The 19,600-nt window shown below is 70.0% G+C and carries 14 protein-coding genes; 2 read left to right on the forward strand and 12 right to left on the reverse strand.

All coding sequences use genetic code 11. The features are described from left to right. Nucleotides 1–163: 163 nt before the first annotated feature. The 7 genes from ACO0E1_RS06715 to ACO0E1_RS06745 form a co-directional block, all read right to left on the reverse strand. Nucleotides 164–3,172 carry an alpha-mannosidase gene (locus tag ACO0E1_RS06715; RefSeq protein WP_422873495.1) on the reverse strand — a complete coding sequence of 1,003 codons (3,009 nt, stop codon included), beginning with the start codon at nucleotides 3,170–3,172 and terminating at the stop codon, nucleotides 164–166. A gap of 29 nt (nucleotides 3,173–3,201) precedes the next feature. Beyond that, a complete protein-coding gene (locus ACO0E1_RS06720) occupies nucleotides 3,202–4,098 on the reverse strand; it encodes a carbohydrate ABC transporter permease (RefSeq protein WP_402727187.1) in 897 nt (298 codons plus the stop codon). Further along, nucleotides 4,098–5,048, reverse strand: coding sequence for a carbohydrate ABC transporter permease (locus ACO0E1_RS06725; RefSeq protein ID WP_422873496.1), 951 nt, complete (start codon nucleotides 5,046–5,048; stop codon nucleotides 4,098–4,100). Before ACO0E1_RS06725 ends, ACO0E1_RS06720 begins: the two co-directional genes overlap by 1 nt. Nucleotides 5,049–5,154: 106 nt before the next feature. After that, nucleotides 5,155–6,513 carry an extracellular solute-binding protein gene (locus ACO0E1_RS06730; RefSeq protein ID WP_281265926.1) on the reverse strand — a complete coding sequence of 453 codons (1,359 nt, stop codon included), beginning with the start codon at nucleotides 6,511–6,513 and terminating at the stop codon, nucleotides 5,155–5,157. Nucleotides 6,514–6,755: 242 nt separating this feature from the next. After that, nucleotides 6,756–7,586 (reverse strand): PhzF family phenazine biosynthesis protein, encoded by an 831-nt coding sequence (locus ACO0E1_RS06735; RefSeq protein ID WP_422873497.1) that lies wholly within the window; start codon nucleotides 7,584–7,586, stop codon nucleotides 6,756–6,758. Nucleotides 7,587–7,789: 203 nt separating this feature from the next. Beyond that, entirely contained in the window at nucleotides 7,790–10,141 is a 2,352-nt protein-coding gene (locus ACO0E1_RS06740) for a lamin tail domain-containing protein (RefSeq protein WP_422873498.1), read from the reverse strand. 190 nt (nucleotides 10,142–10,331) lie between these two features. Next, nucleotides 10,332–11,579 carry an ROK family transcriptional regulator gene (locus ACO0E1_RS06745; protein WP_422873499.1) on the reverse strand — a complete coding sequence of 416 codons (1,248 nt, stop codon included), beginning with the start codon at nucleotides 11,577–11,579 and terminating at the stop codon, nucleotides 10,332–10,334. Nucleotides 11,580–11,702: 123 nt separating this feature from the next. Between ACO0E1_RS06745 and ACO0E1_RS06750 the strand changes: the two genes are divergently transcribed. Together ACO0E1_RS06750 and ACO0E1_RS06755 are read left to right on the forward strand one after the other, a co-directional pair. Further along, nucleotides 11,703–12,155 (forward strand): GNAT family N-acetyltransferase, encoded by a 453-nt coding sequence (locus tag ACO0E1_RS06750; protein ID WP_413600768.1) that lies wholly within the window; start codon nucleotides 11,703–11,705, stop codon nucleotides 12,153–12,155. Next, nucleotides 12,155–12,544, forward strand: a complete 390-nt coding sequence (locus ACO0E1_RS06755) for an MGMT family protein (protein WP_422873500.1) — start codon at nucleotides 12,155–12,157, stop codon at nucleotides 12,542–12,544. The genes ACO0E1_RS06750 and ACO0E1_RS06755 overlap by 1 nt, the downstream gene beginning before the upstream one ends. Here the strand turns inward: ACO0E1_RS06755 and ACO0E1_RS06760 are convergent. From ACO0E1_RS06760 to purN, 5 genes are all read right to left on the reverse strand, one after another. After that, a complete protein-coding gene (locus ACO0E1_RS06760; protein ID WP_422873501.1) occupies nucleotides 12,541–12,966 on the reverse strand; it encodes a DUF805 domain-containing protein in 426 nt (141 codons plus the stop codon). The two genes, ACO0E1_RS06755 and ACO0E1_RS06760, sit on opposite strands and share 4 nt — an antisense overlap. Nucleotides 12,967–13,003: 37 nt before the next feature. After that, nucleotides 13,004–14,812, reverse strand: a complete 1,809-nt coding sequence (locus tag ACO0E1_RS06765; protein WP_402728300.1) for an ABC transporter ATP-binding protein — start codon at nucleotides 14,810–14,812, stop codon at nucleotides 13,004–13,006. A 92-nt stretch (nucleotides 14,813–14,904) separates the two neighbouring features. After that, nucleotides 14,905–16,713: an ABC transporter ATP-binding protein gene (locus ACO0E1_RS06770; protein ID WP_422873502.1), complete on the reverse strand. Its 1,809-nt coding sequence runs from the start codon at nucleotides 16,711–16,713 to the stop codon at nucleotides 14,905–14,907. A gap of 672 nt (nucleotides 16,714–17,385) precedes the next feature. Beyond that, nucleotides 17,386–19,005 (reverse strand): bifunctional phosphoribosylaminoimidazolecarboxamide formyltransferase/IMP cyclohydrolase, encoded by a 1,620-nt coding sequence (gene purH, locus ACO0E1_RS06775; protein WP_422873503.1) that lies wholly within the window; start codon nucleotides 19,003–19,005, stop codon nucleotides 17,386–17,388. Then, nucleotides 19,002–19,595 carry a phosphoribosylglycinamide formyltransferase gene (gene purN, locus ACO0E1_RS06780; protein ID WP_422873504.1) on the reverse strand — a complete coding sequence of 198 codons (594 nt, stop codon included), beginning with the start codon at nucleotides 19,593–19,595 and terminating at the stop codon, nucleotides 19,002–19,004. Before purN ends, purH begins: the two co-directional genes overlap by 4 nt. Between the last annotated feature and the right edge of the window lie 5 nt (nucleotides 19,596–19,600).

Raw genomic sequence — 19,600 nt, forward strand, 5'->3', positions numbered from 1 at the left:
CCCGCCAGCGGGGCCTGGGCCGGAGCCGAACCCGACCCGACCCGCAACGACCCCCGGGACCCGAACCCCAGCGATCGCCACACGCGCACGAGAACGCGGAGCTGCCACCCCGCGCGACACGACGCCGGACGAGCGCACCCGTGCCCGTCCGGCGTCGCGGTCCCTACGCCCGCTGCACCCGCAGCGTGACGATCTCGAACGGCCGCAGCGTCAGCGACACCGGCGAGCCCGCGTCCCACGACGTGCCGAGCGGCCGCTCGAGCAAGTCCACCTGCGCCACCGAGGCGACGTCGAATCCGAAGTCCACGCCGACGTCCGTGGCACGGCCGCCGAGTCCCTCGTAGAGCCGCACGATGACGTCCCCCGACCGGTCCTCGGCGAGCTTCACGGCCTCGACGAACACCTGCGGCGACGACACGACGACGAGCGGCGACACCGGAGCCGAACCGGCCACCGTGCGCACCGGCAGGTTGAGCCGGTACCCGGAGTCGGCGGCGTCCAGCACCGACTCCCCGACGCGCAGCACCGTGCGGAACACGTGGTGTCCCTGGTCGGCGTGCGGGTCCGGGAACGTCGGCCCACGGAGGAGCGACTCGCGGACGAGCGTCGTCGTGCCGCCGTCGGCACGCGTCGACCGGGTGATGTCGTGCCCGTAGGTCGAGTCGTTCGCGACGGCGACACCGAACCCGGGCTCCGCGACGTGCACCCACCGGTGCGCCGAGGTCTCGAACCGGGCGAAGTCCCACGAGGTGTTCTGGTGGGTGGGTCGGTCGACGTGGCCGAATTGGATCTCGCTCGAGGCGATGCTCGCCCGCACGTCGAGCGGGAACGCCAGCTTCAGGAGCTTCTGCTGCTCGTGCCAGTCGACCTCGGTCTCGATGGTGAGCTCCGGCTGCCCGGCGACGGCCGAGTAGCGCGTGGTCACGGTCGACGAGCCGACCGGACGGACCACGACCAGCGAGTCCCCCTCGATCGCCACCGACGTGGCCGACAGGGCGTTCCCGTTGCGCTGGTACGCGCGGTCGATGTCCCACGCCTCCCACTGGTTCGGGGTGTCGCGGAACACGGTGTACTCCGCGGCGACCGTCCCCGGTGCGATCGCGTCGCGTCCGGTGGCGTGCTCGACGAACGACACGACGTGGCCGGCCGCGTCGATGGTCGCCACGACCGCGCCGGTGTCGAACACGAAGCGGTCGCCGGAACGGACGGGAGGCACGGCTTCCGCCTCCGACCCCAGGGAACCTCCCAGGGCGGTTGCGCCCCCCGCACTGACGGGCGACGCGTTGAACCGCACGACGGTCCCGTCGGTCGAGCCGCCCGCGAGCGCGGTCGTCGCGTCGCCGATCAGCCCCTCGAGCGTCTCGGCGACGATCCGGTAGTTCTCCTCGGCGTTCTCGTAGACCCAGGCGATCGAGGAGCCGGGCAGGATGTCGTGGAACTGCTGGAGCAGGACGGTGTGCCATGCCTCCTCGAGCTGCTCGTACGGGTAGTCGAGCCCGAGCCGCACGGCAGCGGTCGCCGCCCAGAGCTCGGCCTCGCGGAGCAGGTGCTCGGAGCGACGGTTGCCCTGCTTTGTGCGGATCTGCGACGTGTAGGTCCCACGGTGGAACTCGAGGTACATCTCCCCGGACCAGACGCCCGGGACCGGGAGCTCCTGCTCGAGCTGCTCGAACACCTGCGCCGGCGTCCCGAGGTCGACGCGGGGCGAGCCGTCCAGGTCGTGCTGGCGGTGGGCAGCGGCGACCATCTCGCGCGTGGGACCGCCACCGCCGTCGCCGAAGCCGTAGAGCAGCATCGACGTGTTCGCGGTGCCGCGCTCCTTGTTCTGCCGTTCCCCGCGGTGCAGGTCGGCGGGCGAGACGTCCGAGTTGTACGTGTCGGCCGGTGGCAGGTGCGTCAGGATGCGGGAGCCGTCGATCCCCTCCCAGTGGAACGAGGTGTGCGGGATGACGTTCGTCTCGTTCCACGAGGGCTTCTGCGTGACGAACCACTTCGACCCGGCTGCCCGGACGATCTGCGGCAGCGCCCCGGTGTACCCGAACGAGTCGGGCAGCCAGGCCTCCGGGGTGTCGATGCCGAACTCCTCGAGGAAGAACCGCTTGCCCGCGACGAACTGTCGGGCGAGTGCTTCACCGCCGGGCAGGTTCGTGTCCGACTCGACCCACATGCCGCCGACCGGGATCCACCGTCCCTCGGCGACCCGCTGCTTGATGCGCGAGAAGATCGACGGGTACTCGGCCTTGATCCAGGCGTACTGCTGGGCCGACGAACACGCGAACGTGAAGTCGGGATCGCGGTCCATCAGGTCGAGCACGTTCGAGAACGTCCTGGCGCACTTGCGCTTCGTCTCGCGCACCGGCCAGAGCCAGGCGGAGTCGATGTGGGCGTGCCCGACTGCGATCGCCCGGTGCGCTGCTCCACTCGCGGGGACCGACAGCACCGGCGCCAGGACGGCTCGGGTGGCTGCGGCCGTCCCGGCGACGTCGTCCGGGTCGAGCGCGTCGGCGGCGCGCTCGAGCGCCCGGAGGATGTCCGCACCACGGGTGCCGTCGGTCGGCAGCTCGGCCATGAGCCCGCGGAGCACCCAGAAGTCCTGCTGGAGCTCCCACACCGTGTCGTCGCGCTCGACGACCTCGAGCGCGCGGAGCTCGTAGATCGGCTTGTCCCCGGCGGTCTTCCGGGAGCCGAGCGGCGTCGCGCCCTGGAACGAGTCGCCGCCGATGTCCGGGTTCGCCCCTGCCTCGACGTAGAGCTCGAACGACCCACCCGGTCCGACGGCGAGCGGCACGGCGTTGTTGCGCGGCTCGATGGCCTTGATCGTGGTGCCGTCCAACCGGTACGCGAGCCCTTCGGCCTGGAACCCCGGGTGGCGCTTCGTGAACCCGAGGTCGACGAGCAGCTCGGCGGTGGTGCCGTCAGCGGTGCCGAAGTCCTCGGGCACCGTCCCCGACACCTTGAACCACGTCGTGCCCCACGGCCGCCCGCCCCACGCCGAGCCCACCGTGAACGGCGTGAACTCCTGCGTGACGGCGTCGGCGAACGGCACGGGTTCGTCGGGCACCTCCCACGCCGTCACGGTCACGGGCGCCGACCGGCGGTGGACCGCCGGGTCGATCCGGTCGCGGACGAGGCGGGCGATGCGGGCCTCGACGAGCGGTTCGTCCTTGTGCATGGAGTTGCTTCCTTTCGCAGGGAGTTCGATCAGCCCTTGATGCCGCCGGCGAGGGCGTTGCCGCCGCCGAGGCCTCGAGAGACGACCACGTAGAGCGCGATCACGGGCACGGAGTAGAGGATCGAGAACGCCGCGAGCTGCCCGTAGGCCACGGCGCCGTACTGCCCGAAGAAGTTGAAGATGCTCACCGCGGCGGGCACCTTGTCGGGCGACAGGAGCAGGACGAAGGGGACGAAGAAGTTCCCCCACGCCTGGATGAACACGAAGATGAACACCACGGCGATCCCGGGGCGCATGAGCGGCACGACGATGCGCGTCAGCGTGGTCATCATCGAGGCGCCGTCGGTCCACGCCGCCTCCTCGAGCGAGATCGGCACGGAGTCCATGAAGTTCTTCGCCATCCAGATCGCCATCGGCAGGCTGGACGCGGCGAGGAAGAAGATGCAGCCCCAGACGTTGTCGATCAGGTTGAGCGACACGAACAGGCTGTAGACGGGCACCATCATCGCCGTGATCGGCAGGCAGGTGCCGAAGAGGATCCCGTAGAGGAACGGCTTGTTCACGCGCATCTTGTACCGGGACAGCGGGTACGCCGCCAGCAGCGCGACGACCACGGTGATGAGCGCGCACCCGCCGGAGAGCAGCAGGCTGTTCGCGAGCGGGATGAACGACAGCTCCGGTGTGAGCACCTTCGTGAAGTTGTCGAGCGTGAACTGCGACGGCACCTTCACCGATAGCGAGGCGTTCGCGTCGACGGATGCGAGCACGAGCCACAGCAGCGGCACCGCGAAGCAGATCGCCACGATGAGCAGCACGATGTTCGACACCCAGCGCATGGTCCGCCCGCGCGGGGAGGTCATGTGCAGCGCGCCGGGAGCGGTCACGGATCGGGTCGTCGTGTCAGGACGAGCAGCGGTGATCGCCATCAGTCCACCTCCGGCTTCAGCGCCCGGATGTAGACGATCGAGAAGAGCGCCCCCACCACGAGCAGGATGGTCGCGATCGCGGTCCCGAAGCCGAGCTGCGAGAACTTGAACGCCTCCTGGTACGCCAGGATCGGCAGGGTCGACGAGTCCGTTCCGGGACCGCCGGCCGTCATCACGTAGATGAGGGTGAACACCGACAGCGTCTGCAGTGTCGTCAGCATGAGGTTGGTGGAGATGGACCGGCGGATGACCGGAAGCGTGATGTAGACCAGGCGCTGCCAGCCGGTGGCGCCGTCGACCTCGGCCGACTCGGTGATCTCCTCGGGCACCTCCTGCACGGCGGCGGAGTACACGAGCATCGAGAACGCGGTGCCGCGCCAGATGTTCGCGAGGATGATGCTGAGCATCGGGAGCGCGTACAGCCAGTTCGGCCCGGTGATCCCGATCAGCCCGAGGAACGAGTTGAGCGTGCCCTTGTCGTTGAAGAACGCGTACGCGGCGAACGCGGCGACGATCTCCGGCAGGACCCAGGCGGCGACGACGAAGGTGCCGACGAGCCCGCGGATGACCTTGTTGGCGTTCCGCATGAGGAGCGCGAGCCCGAGACCGACGACGTTCTGGCCGACGACGGCCGAGGCGATGAGGAAGACCAGCGTCAGGACGACCGACTTCGGGAAGTCCTTGTCCTGGAACAGGTCGATGTAGTTCTTGAAGCCGATGAACTCCTGGTTCGCGGCGCCGGCGCCGGTCAGTGCGGAGTTCGTGAACGACCCGTAGAACGACGAGATCACGGGGCCGAGCAGGAAGATGACGAGGAGGACCACTGCGGGGAGGAGCGGGACCGCTCGTCCCACGTTCCGCAGTGGGCGCCGCTTGCGCGGCACGGGTGGGTCGGTGCGCCTCGGCGAACCGGGCGCCGACAACGTCGGCGCGATCGGGGTGCTGGTCATGCGGATGCCGCCTTCATGGGGTGCTGACGGAGCTCGAAGAGGGGAGAGACGGACTGGAGGCTCGTGGCGGGGCCGCTACGAGCCTCCAGTCCGTCATGTGGTCACGTCAGCCGACGTCGACCGTCTTGTCCTTGCCGACCACGCCGATCAGGGACTGGTCGTAGGTGGCAGCCGCCTGCTTCGGCGTCTGCTGGCCGGTCATCACCGATTCCATGGCGACCTGGATGGCGTTCGAGATCTGCGAGTAGTCACTCGTCGCCGGGCGGAAGTTCGTGTGTTCCACGAGCCCGGAGAAGAACTTGAACGTCGGGTTGGATGCGTCGTACTTCGGGTCCTCGGAGACGTCCTTGCGGACGGCGATCTGCGAGTTCTCGATGTCGTACTTCATCGAGCCGTCCTTGTTGAGGAACGTCGAGATGAAGTCGAACGCGGCCTGCGGGTTCTTCGAGTTCTTGCCCACCGCGAGCGTCCAGCCACCGGACATGCTGTTGTAGCCGGGAGCCTGCCCGTTCTGCGTCGGCATCGGTGCCTGGCCCATCACCGTCGACCAGTCCGCCCACGGAGCGGTGCCGGACTTCAGCCACGTGCCGGACTGCCACGACCCGTCGAGGTCGATCGCGAGCTGGCCCTTGGGGAGCCAGGTCTGCGCGATCGTGGTGCCGACGTTGGTGTCGAGCGCCTGCTGCGGTGTCGGGCCGAGGCCGCCCTGGTAGACGTCCTTGATGAACTGCAGGGAGTCCTCGAACTGCTTCGAGCCGGTGACCCACTTGCCGTTCTTGTAGAGCGTGTTGCCCTTGCCGTCGGCGCCGTACAGGAGCATCTCGAAGCCCTGCATCGTCGACGCCTCACCCTGCGGCTTGCCGGAGTAGACGTTGAACGGGATGACGTCGGGCTTCTTCTCCTTGATGGTCTTCGCCGCCGCGAGCACGTCGTCCCAGGTCTTGGGCTGCCACGGGACGGGGAGGCCGACCTCCTTGAAGATGTCCTTGTTGTACCAGAGGGCGCGAGTGTCGGTGCCCATCGGGACGCCGTAGATCTTGCCGTCGTCGCCCTGACCCGCCTGCTTGGCGTTGTCGTAGAACTGGTCCCACTCCTTCCACTTCGCCGTGTACTTGTCGAGCGGCAGGAGGTAGCCGGCCTCGGCGTCGGCCTTCACGAGGAAGGTGTCTTCGTACATGACGTCGGGAGCGGTCGCGGGCGCCTTGTTCATCAGCGCGAGCTTCGTGTAGTAGTCGTTCTCCTGTGCCTGGATCGGCACGAGGGTGACCTTGACGCCCGGGTGCTCCTTCTCGTAGGTCTTCTTGACGACCTTCATCTGGGCATCGAGCTGTTGGAAGGAACCGAACTTCTGGTACGCGATCTTGATCGTGTCACTCGAGGCGGACCCCGAGCTCGAGCAGCCTGCCAGGCCGAGCGCGGCGACTGCCACGGCTGCGAGTCCGGCGATGATTCGGGTGCGTTTCATCGGTGCTCCTTTGCACAGGTGATGTGTGCGCGGGCCCCATCGCTCGCGTACAGGGGTTACTCCACCGTATGGACTTATTGCTTGTCAAGGGGTTCCCGGACATTGGCGCACGGTTCGTGACCCGGGGTGCGCGGTCGTGCGCGGGTCCGGGGCGGGTCGAAACGCGCGTAGGAGGTCGGTTTTTCCGACCTCCTACGCGCGATTCGGCTTCCTATTGCAGGCGTTGTGGGCAAGAACGCTCGTCAGATCGGGGTCGCGCCGCCCCGGACGGTGATGCCGCCGGACGCGGGGACGTCCACGTGCAGGATGCTCGGGCGACCGACGTGGCGGCCCTGCCGGATCACGACGTGGTCCCCGGCGCCGGCCTTGCCGATCGCGCGGAGGTAGGCGCCCGTCGACGCCGCGGCGGATCCCGTCGCCGGGTCCTCGGTGATGCGGCCGACCGGGAAGAGGTTCCGCGCCTCGTACTCCCCCGGGCCCGTCGGGTGCAGCACGGTGACCGTCCCCGCCCAGCCCCGCTCGCGCTTGAGGTCAGCGAGCGCTGCCGGGTCGAAGCGGAACTGGTGGAAGCGCTCCGCGTCGTCGAGCACCACGACGGGATGCCAGTTGCCGGCGTAGGACTCGAGCAGCGGGTACCCGTCGGCGACGTCGTCCGTGGTCAGGCCGAGCAGCTCGAGGAGCGCAGCGGGATCGAAGTCCCGGGTGGCCGGTTCGACGCTCGTCATCGCGACCTGGACCGCCCCGTGCTCGTCCCGCGTCGCGTCGAGTGCGATGTCGCCGGCGATGGTGGTGAACGTCCGCGGGCCGACACCGTGCCGTTCCGCGAGGGCCACCGCGAGCGCGACGGTCGCGTGACCGCAGAACGGGACCTCGGCGCCCGGGGAGAAGTACCGCACGCGGAGGCTCTGTGCGGTCTCGCCCGTCACGAACGCGGTCTCGGGGTACCCGACCTCGGCAGCGATCGCGAGCATCTCCTCGGCGGACAACGCGCCGGCGTCGAGGACCAGTCCGGCGGGGTTGCCGCCCCCTGGTTCGGAGGCGAACGCGGTGTAGCGGAGGACGTCAGGCTGCATGCTCCCAGCGTGCCACGGACCGGCGCTCGGGCTGGGTGGCCGTTTCGCGCGTAGGAGGTCGAAACGCGCGTAGGAGGCCCGAACTTCCGACCACCTACGCGCGATTCGGCTTTCCACCGCACGTGCCATGGGTCGGAACGCGTGTTCACGGCGGACGGGAGGCACGGTGCCAGCTGGCACCGTGCCTCCCGTCCGGCCTCTGGTTACGCGACGCTGGCGCGGCGGCGACGTGCCACCAGCACGCCCGCACCGGCAGCGAGGAGCAGCAGCGCTGCGGCGATGCCGCCCGTCAGGTCCGCACCCGTGAACGCGAGCGCACCGCTCACCGGATCGATCCGGATCGTCGTCCAGCCGATGAGCGTGCCGTCAGCAGCCGTCACCGCGAGACGGTGCGACCCCGCTGGTGTGTCAGCGGGGATCGTCACCCGCACCGTCCCGTCAGCGGCGACCGTCACCGTGCCCAGCAGCGTCGGTGTCGAGAACATCCACACGCTCACCCGCTGGCCCGCGTACTGCGTGCCGACACCGATCGTGATCGTCTCACCCGGTCGAGCCGACGACGGCGCCGTGACCGTGCCACGGGTCGCATCCGTCAGCGACGACTCCGACGGAGCAACCGGCGCCGAACCAGCACCCGGAGTCGGAGCCGGCGTCTGATCGACACCCGGATCCGTACCAGGGTCAGTCGGGTCCGTGCCGGGGTCGGTCGGCGGCGTGCCACCGTCGTCCGTGCCCGGGTAGGTGCCCGTCCGCAGCGAGAACCCGTCGGTGTCGTTGTCGTCCGCGTAGAACGTCTGACGCACCCCGTCGGTGCTGCCGTCCGTGATCGCGAAGCCCTCGTTCGCGAGCGCGCGGTCGGCGTTCGCCGGCGCCTCGTACACGGTGTCGAGCGTGAAGACGCCGTCCTGGACGCTGTACAGCGCGGTCCGGCCGGCGCAGGCGTCGTCGCAGACCACCCAGAGGGCGTCGAGCGTCGGGTCGAACTGCACGTCGGCGACGACCGCGAACGGCGAGGCGATCGTGGCCACGCGCTGGAACGAGCCGTCGTCCATCAGGGCGTAGGCGTAGGTACTGGCGGTGCCCTCGACGCCGACGAAGAAGAGCCCGGCACCGTGTCCGGCGTAGGTCGACGGCGAGTACGTCGCGCCGGTGTGCTCGTCCGTGAAGCCGTGCGCGGTGAGCCAGGCGTCGGGGATCCAGGTGACGCCCTCGAGGCCGGAGTTCGCACCGAGGCCGGGGAAGTCGGCCGCGAGGTTCCACTCGTCCGTGGCGTCGAGCGCCCGCTCGGAGCCGTCGGACGTGGCGAAGCGCAGGACCGCCGGGCGACTCGTCGAGGACACGTCGTTGTTGCGCTCCGTCGAGACGTAGACGGCGCCGGGGTCGTCCGACGTCACCGTGACCCCCTCGGCGTCGGGCGTGCCGGAGCCGTCGGCGTAGTGCAGCGTGGTGCCCGCCGCGTTCGACGGTGCCCAGCCACCCGCGCCGTCGGAGACCATGCGGTAGAGCAGGCCGTCGCCGTTCTGGACGCCCCAGAGCACCCCGCCGTCCTTCGCGGTCGGGGACGGCTGCCAGTCGAGGCCGCTCAGGTCGCCGGAGAAGGTGTCCTCGTCGTCGAGCACCGTCTCGTCCGGGCTCCCGGGCCATGCCTTCGCCGTGACGACGCCGGCGAACTCGTTCGCAGCACCCTTCGTCGGCGAAGCGGTCACGGCGAAGTCACCCGTGCCGTCCGGGTTCCGGCCGTACGTCGTGGCGGCGTGCGCGGTCCACGAGTACGAGTCGACGAGCTCACCGGTCGGGCTGAACAGCCGCGCGGAGTCGGCCTTGCCGAGCCCGAAGCCGAAGTCGGCCTCGTCGAGGACGGTGAACCCGCCGGCGGCGAGAGTCGTGCCGGCCGGGATCGAGTAGCCGTGGGTGTCGTCGTCGTCCGTGAAGACGTACCCGCCGAGGTCGATCGAGGTCGTGCCGGTGTTCGTCAGCTCCACCCAGTCACCCGGGACACCGTCCTGCGACTCGACCTCGTTGATGCGCACGGGCGAGGAGCAGTCGTTCGCCGCACCCTTGGTCGACTTCGTGGTGTCGACGAGGTCGCCGGTGCCGTCCGGGCAGCGGCCGTACGTGACCTTCGCGTGCTGCTGGTACGCGTAGTCGAGGACGAGCGCGCCCGTGGTGTCGAAGATCCGGACCTCGTCCGGGTTCCCGAGGCCGAAGTCGAAGCCGTCCGCGGTGGTCGACTTCCCGTTGAGCACGAAGTAGCCACCGGGTGCGACGACCGATCCCGCGGGGAGCACGTAAGGGGTGTGCTCGTCGCTGTCGTCGAGCATCGAGTACCCGCTGATGTCGATCGCTGCGGACGAGGTGTTCTTCAGCTCCACCCAGTCGACGTCGTCGCCGTTGGACTCGACCTCGTTGATGACGAGCCCGTCGGGTGCGGCGGCGGTCGTCGTGGCGGCGGTGCTCGGCGTCACGGCGACCGCCGGTGCGCTGGCGAGGACGCCGGCGACGAGCACGGCACCGGCCGCGGCTGCTGCGCCGAGGCGGAGGACAGGGGTGGGCATGCAGGATCCTTCGAGCGGGACGGCGGGGACCTGCACGACTGTTCAGCACCCGGGCGTCCGGGCGGTGTCGCGGCGGTGAACGACAGGTGTCGCCACGAACGCGGCGACGGCGGACGAGCAGGCGCCCGCCCGTCAGCGCCGGACGAGCAGGTGCCCGCCCGTCAGCGCCGGACGAGCAGGTGCCCGCCCGTCAGCGCCGGATGAGCAACGCGCTCGCCCGCGGCGACAACGCGGCGTCGAGCACCAGGCACGCGGCCCCGACCGCGGCGACGTCCGCCCCACGGTCACTCTCCACGACGGTGACCGGGTGCTTCGGGACGAGGAGCGGCGACCCCGTGATCGCCTCGCGGGCAGCCGGAAGCGCAGCAGCCGAGATGCGGGACCAGAACGGCCCGCCGAACACGACGCGGTCGATGTCGAGCAGGTTCACGATGAGCACGGCAGCGCGTCCCATGACGGTGCCGGCGTCGGCAGCGAGTTCGAGTGCCGTCTCGTCACCGTCGTCGATCGCCGCCGCCAGCGCGTCCCACGCGCGGTCGACGGCCTCGACGTCCGACGGCGCGACGACACCGAGGTCGAGCCCCCGCGACGCGGCGATGCCGACGAGACGCTCCGGCGCGACGGCGGAACCCACCTCGCCCCGGTCGGCAGCGCTGTCCGGCGTCCCGCTGAGGACACCGAGTTCGACCATCAGGTGTCCGGCGTCTCCCGCGTTCGCGCCGGTCCCGCGCACGGGTTCGTGGTCGATGACGAGCCCGACACCGAACCCGGTCCCGAAGTACACGAACGCGAAGTTCCTCGCCGACGACTCCCCTGCCAGGAACATCTCGCCGACCGCGGCCGCGGTGACGTCCTTCTCGAGCAGGACCGGGTGTCCGGTGGCCTCGGCGAGGGCGTCCCGCAGGGGCACGTCCCGCCACCGGGGCAGGAACGGCGGGTCGACGACGATGCCCGCGTCGATGTCGATCGGACCGGGGCTGGCGATGCCGACACCGAGCACGGCGTCGCGGTCCACCTCGGCGTCCGCGATGAGGCGGTCCACCGCCGAGGCCATCGTGCGCACGACCTGGTCGGGGTCGTCCGCGGTCGGGGTGGACGTGGTGGTCGAGCCGACGACGGTGCCGGCGAGGTCGAGCAGGACGTAGGTGACGACGGCCGGGTCGACGTGCACACCGACCGCGAACCGACTGCCCGCTTCGAGCCGGAGGATGGTCCGGGGTTTGCCGCGCCCGGACACGATCGTGCCCGACTCGACGATCATCCCCGCGTCGATGAGGAACCGGGTGACGTTCGACACCGTCTGCGCGCTGAGCCCCGTGCGACCGGCGAGCTCCACACGACTCAGTCCGTCGGGCGACCGTCGGACGGCGTCGAGCACAACGGTGCGGTTGAACCCGCCGATCGACGGCAGGTTCGCGCCGCGCCGGTGTTCCGCCATGTCTGGACCATATCGTGCCGTGTCCGCCGTGCGACCCACCGTGTCGCCGCCCCCCCCTCTCCGCCTCACCCGGGACGGGCGACCCACTGGCCCCCGCACGGGTACCACCGTTAGCCTGACCGCATGACGGACCTCCGCCTCGAAGAACTCTCCGCAGCGACCGCCGCAGCGGCCAACTCCCTGACGCTCAAGCCGGGGCAGGAGCAGTTCGTGCAGCCCACGACCTACGGCGTCGCCGAGTCCGACGTCAAGCCGAGCGCGTCGTGGCCCCGTGTCGTGCTCGACGGCGACGAGGTCGTCGGACTGATCATCGGCAGCTTCGACGCCGACAACCCGCAGGAAGAGCTGCAGGCCTGCATCTGGCGCGTCAACGTGTCCGCCACCGCACAGGGCAGGGGCATCGGACGCTTCGCGGTGCACGGCCTCGCGGACGAGGCCCGCAGCCGCGGCTTCGAACGCCTCACCGTCGTGTACGAACCCGGCGAGGGCAGCCCCGAGGAGTTCTTCCGTGCGGTCGGCTTCGACGTCGTCCGCGAGACCCAGTACGGCGACCACTTCGCGGTGCTCTCGCTGTAGTGGAACCGGCAGCACCGATCGACGACTTCGGCATCGCCGTGGCCGAGGTGGTGCGCACGATCCCGCCAGGGCGCGTGATGACCTACGGCGACGTCGCCGCAGCGCTCGGCTCGAAGGCGTCCCGCGCCGTCGGCAAGGTGATGGCGCACGAGGGCGCCGATCTGCCGTGGTGGCGCGTGGTGCGGTCCGGCGGGCTCCCGCCCGTCCACCACGAGGCGCGTGCGCTCGAGCAGTACCGGGTCGAGGGCACGCCGCTCACGTGGCGCGACACGACCTGGAGGCTCGACATGCGTCGGGCGCGCTGGTCGCCTGACGCAGATGGCCACGACGACGACGATCAGGACGGTCGCGACGAGGGCGACCCGAACTTCCCCCGCGACCCGTTCTAGAGGTCGAAGCGCGTGCCCTTCGGGTTCGACGGCAGCAGGAACATCACGAAGAGCACGAGCGACCCGATGCCGGGGAGCACGTGCAGGAACTGCCAGAAGCCCGAGCGGTTCGCGTCGTGCAGCCGGCGGGCACCCAGTGCCAGCGAACCGACGAGCGTCGCGACGACCCAGAGCACGAACAGGTACGAGCCGACGGGGTTCTCGAGCATCGCGGTGTCCGGCGTGAAGATCTGCGGCACGAGCTGCAGCACGAGGCCGATCGCCAACGACGTGATCCACCACCACCAGAACTCCGCGCGCGACGCCCGCCCGGTGAACACGGTGTACTTCCGCCAGAAGCGTCGGACGGCCTCGGCGAAGGGTGCCCCGTAGAAGGGGTCGCGCAGGGCGACGCCGCCGGGCTGCGGACTGTCGTTGGTCATCCCCCAAGCCAACCACGTCCCGCAGCCCGGCAGCGCGCTACACCAGCGAGTCGCGCCAGGCGGCGTGCAGCTGGGCGAAGCGCCCCGTGCCCGCGATCAGGTCGTCCGGCGTGCCGTCCTCGACGATCTTGCCGTACTCCATCACGAGCACCCGGTGCGCGATCGCCACGGTCGACAGCCGGTGCGCGATGATCACCGCGGTCCGGTCGGCGAGCAGCGTCTCGAGGCCCTCCTGCACGAGCCGCTCGGACGGGATGTCGAGCGACGCCGTGGCCTCGTCGAGGATGAGCACCTTCGGGTCCGCGATGAACGCCCGCGCGAACGAGAGCAGCTGCCGCTGGCCCGCCGAGACACGACCGCCGCGCTTGTTCACGTCGGTGTCGTACCCGTCGGGCAGCGCCATGATGAACTCGTGCGCGCCGACGGCCTTCGCGGCGGCCTCGATCTCGTGGCGTTCCGCCCCCGGCTTGCCGAGCGCGATGTTGTCCGCGACGGTCCCGGAGAACAGGTACGCCTCTTGCGTGACCATGACGATCGCACGGCGCATGTCCCGCGAGTCGAGGTCGCGGAGGTCCACGCCGTCGAGCTTCACCGACCCCTGCGACGGGTCGTAGAAGCGCGCCATCAGCTTGGCGAGCGTCGACTTCCCCGCACCGGTGGACCCGACGAGCGCGATGGTCTGCCCTGCCGGGATGTGCAGGTCGAACTCCGGGAGCACGACCTTGCCCTTGTTGTAGGCGAACACGACGTCGTCGAAGTCCATCTTGCCGTGGGCGTCGGCGAGCTTCGTCGGCTTCACGGGCTCCGGCACGCTCGGACGTTCCTCGAGGACGCCGGAGATCTTCTCCATCGCCGCCGAGGCCGACTGGTACCCGTTGTAGAACATCGCGAGTTCCTGCGCCGGGTCGAAGAAGCGCTTGGCGTACAGCGCGACCGCGAGCAGCGCACCGACCTCGAGCGTCCCGCCGACGACCCGGAAGCCGCCGACGATGACCACGGCGGCGAGCGTCGCGTTGCCGATGAGCACGAGCACCGGGTCGAACGTCCCGAACAGGTTGAACACCTTCGTGTTCGCCACCCGGTAGTCCTCGACGTAGCCGCCGTACTCGTCCCGGTTGCGCGACTCCTTGCGGAACGCCTGCACCGCGCGGATGCCCGTCATCGTCTCGACGAAGTGCACGATCACCCGCGCCGAGGTGACACGGGTCGCCCGGAACAGGGTCTGCGAGTTCGTCTGGAACCAGCGGATCAGGAACCACAGCGGGACGAGCGACACCGCGAGCACGAGACCGGACGTCGGGTCGAGCGAGACGAGGGCCACCGCGGTGAACCCCATGTACAGCACGCCCTGGATGAGCTGGTTCAGCCCGGAGTCGAGGAGTTCGCGGATGGAGTCGAGGTCGCTCGTCTGGCGGGAGATGATCCGGCCGGACGTGTACGTCTCGTGGAATTCGAGCGACAGCCGCTGCGTGTGCAGGAACACCCGCTTGCGGAGGTCGAACAGGATCGCCTGGCTGATGCGCGCCGCGAGCACGGTGTACCACGCGGTGAGCACCGCGCCGGCGATCGCCACGACGATGTAGGTCGCGACGACGCCGAACGCCGGCACCCAGTCGTTCTGGTCGAGCACCGCGGGCAGGGCGTTGTCGATGCCCCACGCGATCAGTGCCGGGCCGGCGACCTGTCCGCCGGTCGACACCACCACGACGATGCCGAGAAGGACGAGCCGGAGCTTCAGCGGAGCCGCGAGCGACCCGAGCAGGGCGAGGGAGCGGCGCCGCAGGCGCTTGCTCTCCGCCTTGGTGAAGTCCTCACGCTCCTCGCCGCGCACGCCCAGGGTGGTGATGGATGCGGTGATCGGCGCGGCAGTCTGCGTGTCCGCAGCGTCGTCGCTGACCGGTGCCGTGCCTCCAGGCAGGTTCTGGTCTGTCTGCTGGCTCATGCCATCGCCTCCTCTCGGGTGGTCGCGTCGTCGTCGTCGAGCGACGAGATGACGTAGCGGTAGTGCTCGTTGGTGGCCATCAGCTCCGAGTGGGTGCCGACCGCGGTGATGACGCCGTTCTCCATGAGCGCCACCCGGTCGGCGAGCGTCACGGTGGACGGACGGTGCGCGACGATGAGCGACGTGGTCTCGGCGAGGACCCGGCGGAGTCCTGCCTCGACCCGTGCCTCGGTGTCGACGTCGAGCGCGGACAGCGGGTCGTCGAGGACCAGCACCGACGGTCGTGCGGCGATCGCGCGGGCCAGTGCCAGACGCTGCCGCTGCCCACCGGACAGCGAGAGCCCCTCTTCCCCGACGCGGGTGTCGACGCCGTCGGGCAGGTCGTCCACGAAGGACGCCTGCGCGATGTCGAGAGCCTCGCGCATGAGCGCCTCGGCTTCTTCGCCCTCCACGTCGGGGCGACCGAGCAGCACGTTCTGCCGCACCGTCGTCGAGAACAGGGTGGCGTCCTCGAAGGCGACACCGACGTGGCGACGCAGTTCCTCGCGGGTCAGGTCGCGGATGTCGACGCCGTCGATCGTCACCGATCCACCCGTCACGTCGTAGAGCCGTGGCACGAGCGAGAGGAGCGTCGTCTTGCCGCACCCGGTCAGGCCGACGAGCGCCATCGTCTCGCCGGGCTGCAGCTGCAGCTCGACGCCGTTGATCAGGTCCGCGTACTGCGGCGCCGAGTCCTGGTACCGGAAGTGCACCGCGTTGAAGGACAGCGCCCCGTGCGGCTCGGCGATCGTCTTCGGGTGCTCCGGGTCGGTGATCGTGTTCTCGGAGTCCATGACCTCGAAGAAGCGGTCGACCGCCGTGCGGGTGTCGAACGTCATCGAGAGCAGGAAGCCGATCGACTCGATCGGGAACCGCAGCACCGTCGCCGTCGCGAAGAACGCGAACAGCTGCCCGACGCTGAGCTGCCCCTGGCTCGCCAGGTAGATGCCGGCGAGCAGGCACAGCGCGAACGCGACGTCCGGCACGAGCAGCAGCCACAGCCAGATGCTCGCGATGGCCTTCGCCTTCTTGATCTCCGTGCCACGGAGCGCCTCGGCCTGCTCGCTGAACTCCTCGAGCTTGTAGCCGCCGCGACCGAACGCCTTGAGCACGCGGATGCCGTGCACCGACTGCTCGACGCTGGTCGCGAGGTCGCCGACCTGGTCCTGGCTGCGGCGCGCGACGACGGAGTACCGGCGTTCGAACAGCAGCCCGTTGATCCAGAGCGGGATCGAGGCGATGAGGAAGATCAGCCCGAGCAGCCACCCGAAGGTGAACAGCACGACGAAGCCGACGACGATCGTGACGATGTTCACCACGAGCAGCACGACGCCGAACGCCAGCCACCGACGGATCAGCGACAGGTCGGACACCGAGCGGGACAGCAGCTGCCCGGACTCCCAGCGGTCGTGGAACGCCACGGGCAGGTCCTGCAACTTGGCGTACAGCGCGTTCCGCATGCTGGTCTCGATGCGGGTCGACGGGCGCATCACCATCCGGCGGCGCGAGGCGATGAAGAACGCCTCGAGCACGCCGAGGGCGAGCACGCCGAGGCCGGCCGGCCAGATCTGGGCGGAGTCCTTCGAAGACAGCGGCCCGTCGACGAGCCACTGCAGGACGTAGGGGATGGCGAGCGCCACCAGGGAGGCACCCATCGCCGCGGCCATGCCGGCGATGAGGCGGCCCTGGTAGGGCTTCACGTAGGGGTAGATCCGCGCGATGGCACGGAAGGTGGACGGGCGCGCCGTGGTGGGCGACTTGGACATGCGTTGCGTCCTCATGCGTCTGCCGAGACGGGCAGGTCGGTCCGTCGGTTGCTCGGACCGGCCTGGAGGCTCGGTGTGCGTTGCGTGGTCATCATCAGCCGGGCGCGTGGTCGCGCGCCACCGCCGTCACTTCCGTGACGTCGGTCGGGCCGGTAGGCGCCGAGGGACACTCGTCCCCCGGGTTCTCAGCGGGTGGTTCGCGGACGCCGAGCTGCTGTCGTGTGCAGTCGCGGCGCCGCGAGGCCGTGGGAACGGCCTGGCTAGGCGGCGGCCGCGGCCCGTCGGGGTCGCGGAGCGGGAGTGGTCCCCACGAGGGACACGAGACCTGCCCGGGCAGCCGTCGCCACTGTTCCGGTCGTCGTGTTCATCGTCACTCCAGTCGTCGTCTTCGTCACCGTTGTGTCCGCGGTGCCGCCGGCTCCTGGGAGTCGTCGGCGTGCCTGTCGCGGAGCCTTACAGACTATTCGCAGCGACTCTCAGCGCGCAATAGGCTTCGGTCGCTTTTGCCAAATCCGTGGACGAAAGCCTGGGCGGCGCTGCCCTCGCTGCCACGTCCCACCCGTCCCACCCGCCCCGCCCCAGCCGTGAGATCGCCCTTCGTGTCGGATCGGCCGTGGCCGTACCGACACGAAGTGCGATCTGACCGACCCCGAGGTACCCGGGCCCGCGGCCTCAGTGGAAGAAGTGGCGCTCGCCCGTGAAGTACATCGTGACGCCGGCCGCCTTCGCCGCGGCGATGACCTCCTCGTCGCGGACGCTGCCCCCGGGCTGCGCCACCGCACGCACACCGGCGTCGAGCAGCACCTGGAGCCCGTCGGCGAACGGGAAGAAGGCGTCCGAGGCGGCGACCGACCCGGCAGCGCGGTCCCCGGCACGGTTCACGGCGAGGTGGCACGAGTCGACCCGGTTGACCTGCCCCATGCCGACTCCGACGGACGCACCGGCGTTCGCGAGCAGGATCCCGTTCGACTTCACCGCGCGCGAGGCCTTCCATGCGAACGCCAGGTCCGCCAGGGTGGCGTCGTCAGCGGGTTCACCGGAGACGAGATTCCACGTGGACTGGTCGAACGCGGTGAAGCGGTCGGCGTCCTGCACGAGGAAGCCGCCGGAGATCTGCTTGACCTCCCGCGGGGCGAGCGCGAAGTCGGCGGGCAGCGTGAGCAGGCGGATGTTCTTCTTGCGCGACAGGATCTCGAGTGCCTCGGGGTCGAACCCGGGTGCGACGACGACCTCGGTGAAGATGTCCTGCACGGTCTCGGCCATCGCGACCGTGACGGGACGGTTCGCGGCGATGACGCCCCCGAACGCCGACAGCGGGTCGCATGCGTGCGCGGCGGCGTGGGCGGCGGCGATGGGGTCCGCCGCGTCGACGGGCGCGATCGCGATGCCGCAGGGGTTCGCGTGCTTGATGATCGCCACCGCGGGCGAGTCGAAGTCGAACGCCGCACGGACGGCGGCGTCGGCGTCGACGTAGTTGTTGTACGACATCTCCTTGCCGTGCAGCTGCGTCGCCTGCGCGATGCCGGTGCCGCCCTCGGAGGTGTAGAGCGCCGCCGCCTGGTGCGCGTTCTCGCCGTAGCGCAGGGTCGCGTGCAGCGAACCGCCGAGCGACAGCGTCTCGTCGAACGCGCCCGGGGTCTCGATGTCGTCCCCTGCGGCTGCGACCACGTCGGACGCGAAGTACGACGCCACCGCGGTGTCGTACGCGGCCGTGTGCGCGAACGCCTGCGCGGCGAGGCGCTTCCGGAGCTCGAGCGAGGTGCCGCCCGCACGGACGGCCTCGACGACCTCGGCGTAGGACGACGGCGACACGACGATCGCCACGTTCGGGTGGTTCTTCGCCGACGCGCGGACCATCGCCGGGCCGCCGATGTCGACGTTCTCGACGACGGTCGCGGTGTCGGCACCCGACGCAACGGTCTCGACGAAGGGGTACAGGTTCACGACGACGAGCTGGAACGGCTCGATGCCGAGCTCGCCGAGCTGCTGCTCGTGCGACTCGAGGCGCAGGTCGGCGAGGAGCCCGGCGTGCACCGACGGGTGCAGGGTCTTCACGCGACCGTCGAGCGACTCGGGGAAGCCCGTCACGCTCGCGACGTCGGTCACGGCGTAGCCCGCGTCACGGATCGTCTGCGCGGTGGACCCCGTCGACACGATCTCGACGCCGGAGTCGGCGAGGGCACCGGCGAGCTCGAGCAGGCCGGACTTGTCGCTCACCGAGATGAGCGCGCGACGCACGGGCACGACGTCCCGGTCGCGGTACAGGCTGGGGTCGGCTGCGTGCACGCTCATGCGCTCGTGGTGCCCTTCAGGTCGGTGGTGCCGTTGGCGATGTCGAGGATGGTCTGGATGAGCAGACGCCGTTCGACCGGCTTGATGCGGTCGTGCAGCGTCGACTCGGAGTCGCCGGGGAGCACGGGGACGCGCTCCTGGGCGAGGATCGGCCCGCTGTCGACGCCGTCGTCGACCTTGATGACGCTCGCACCGGTCCGCTCGACGCCGGCGGCCAGCGCGTCACGCACGCCGTGGGCGCCGGGGAACTCCGGCAGGTACGCGGGGTGCGTGTTGATGATCGCGGGACCGAACTCGGACACGACTGCCGGCGGCAGCAGGCGCATCAGTCCGGAGAGCACGAGCAGGTCCGGCGACCAGGGTCGGATCTGCTCCGCGAGTGCCTGACCCCACTCGGCACGGGTCTCGTACCGGGAGAAGGGCACCGTGAAGGTCGGGATCGAGTACTCCTCGCCGAGACCGAGTCCCTCGGCGTCACGGTCGGCCCCGATGGCGACGACCCGCGCGGGGTACTCCGCATCGCGGGTCGCTTCGAGCAGGGCCCGGAGGTTCGATCCGGCACCGGAGATCAGGACCACCAGTTCGAGCACGGGGA

The organism is Curtobacterium guangdongense, assembly GCF_049341845.1.
Taxonomy (GTDB): domain Bacteria; phylum Actinomycetota; class Actinomycetes; order Actinomycetales; family Microbacteriaceae; genus Curtobacterium; species Curtobacterium guangdongense.

Bases quoted from the DNA above. Each gene is read 5' to 3' on its own strand.
- ACO0E1_RS06715 (WP_422873495.1), bottom strand. From the start codon at position 3,172: ATGCACAAGGACGAACCGCTCGTCGAGGCCCGCATCGCCCGCCTCGTC.
- ACO0E1_RS06720 (WP_402727187.1), bottom strand. From the start codon at position 4,098: ATGGCGATCACCGCTGCTCGTCCTGACACGACGACCCGATCCGTGACC.
- ACO0E1_RS06725 (WP_422873496.1), bottom strand. From the start codon at position 5,048: ATGACCAGCACCCCGATCGCGCCGACGTTGTCGGCGCCCGGTTCGCCG.
- ACO0E1_RS06730 (WP_281265926.1), bottom strand. From the start codon at position 6,513: ATGAAACGCACCCGAATCATCGCCGGACTCGCAGCCGTGGCAGTCGCC.
- ACO0E1_RS06735 (WP_422873497.1), bottom strand. From the start codon at position 7,586: ATGCAGCCTGACGTCCTCCGCTACACCGCGTTCGCCTCCGAACCAGGG.
- ACO0E1_RS06740 (WP_422873498.1), bottom strand. From the start codon at position 10,141: ATGCCCACCCCTGTCCTCCGCCTCGGCGCAGCAGCCGCGGCCGGTGCC.
- ACO0E1_RS06745 (WP_422873499.1), bottom strand. From the start codon at position 11,579: ATGGCGGAACACCGGCGCGGCGCGAACCTGCCGTCGATCGGCGGGTTC.
- ACO0E1_RS06750 (WP_413600768.1), top strand. From the start codon at position 11,703: ATGACGGACCTCCGCCTCGAAGAACTCTCCGCAGCGACCGCCGCAGCG.
- ACO0E1_RS06760 (WP_422873501.1), bottom strand. From the start codon at position 12,966: ATGACCAACGACAGTCCGCAGCCCGGCGGCGTCGCCCTGCGCGACCCC.
- ACO0E1_RS06770 (WP_422873502.1), bottom strand. From the start codon at position 16,713: ATGTCCAAGTCGCCCACCACGGCGCGCCCGTCCACCTTCCGTGCCATC.
- purH (WP_422873503.1), bottom strand. From the start codon at position 19,005: ATGAGCGTGCACGCAGCCGACCCCAGCCTGTACCGCGACCGGGACGTC.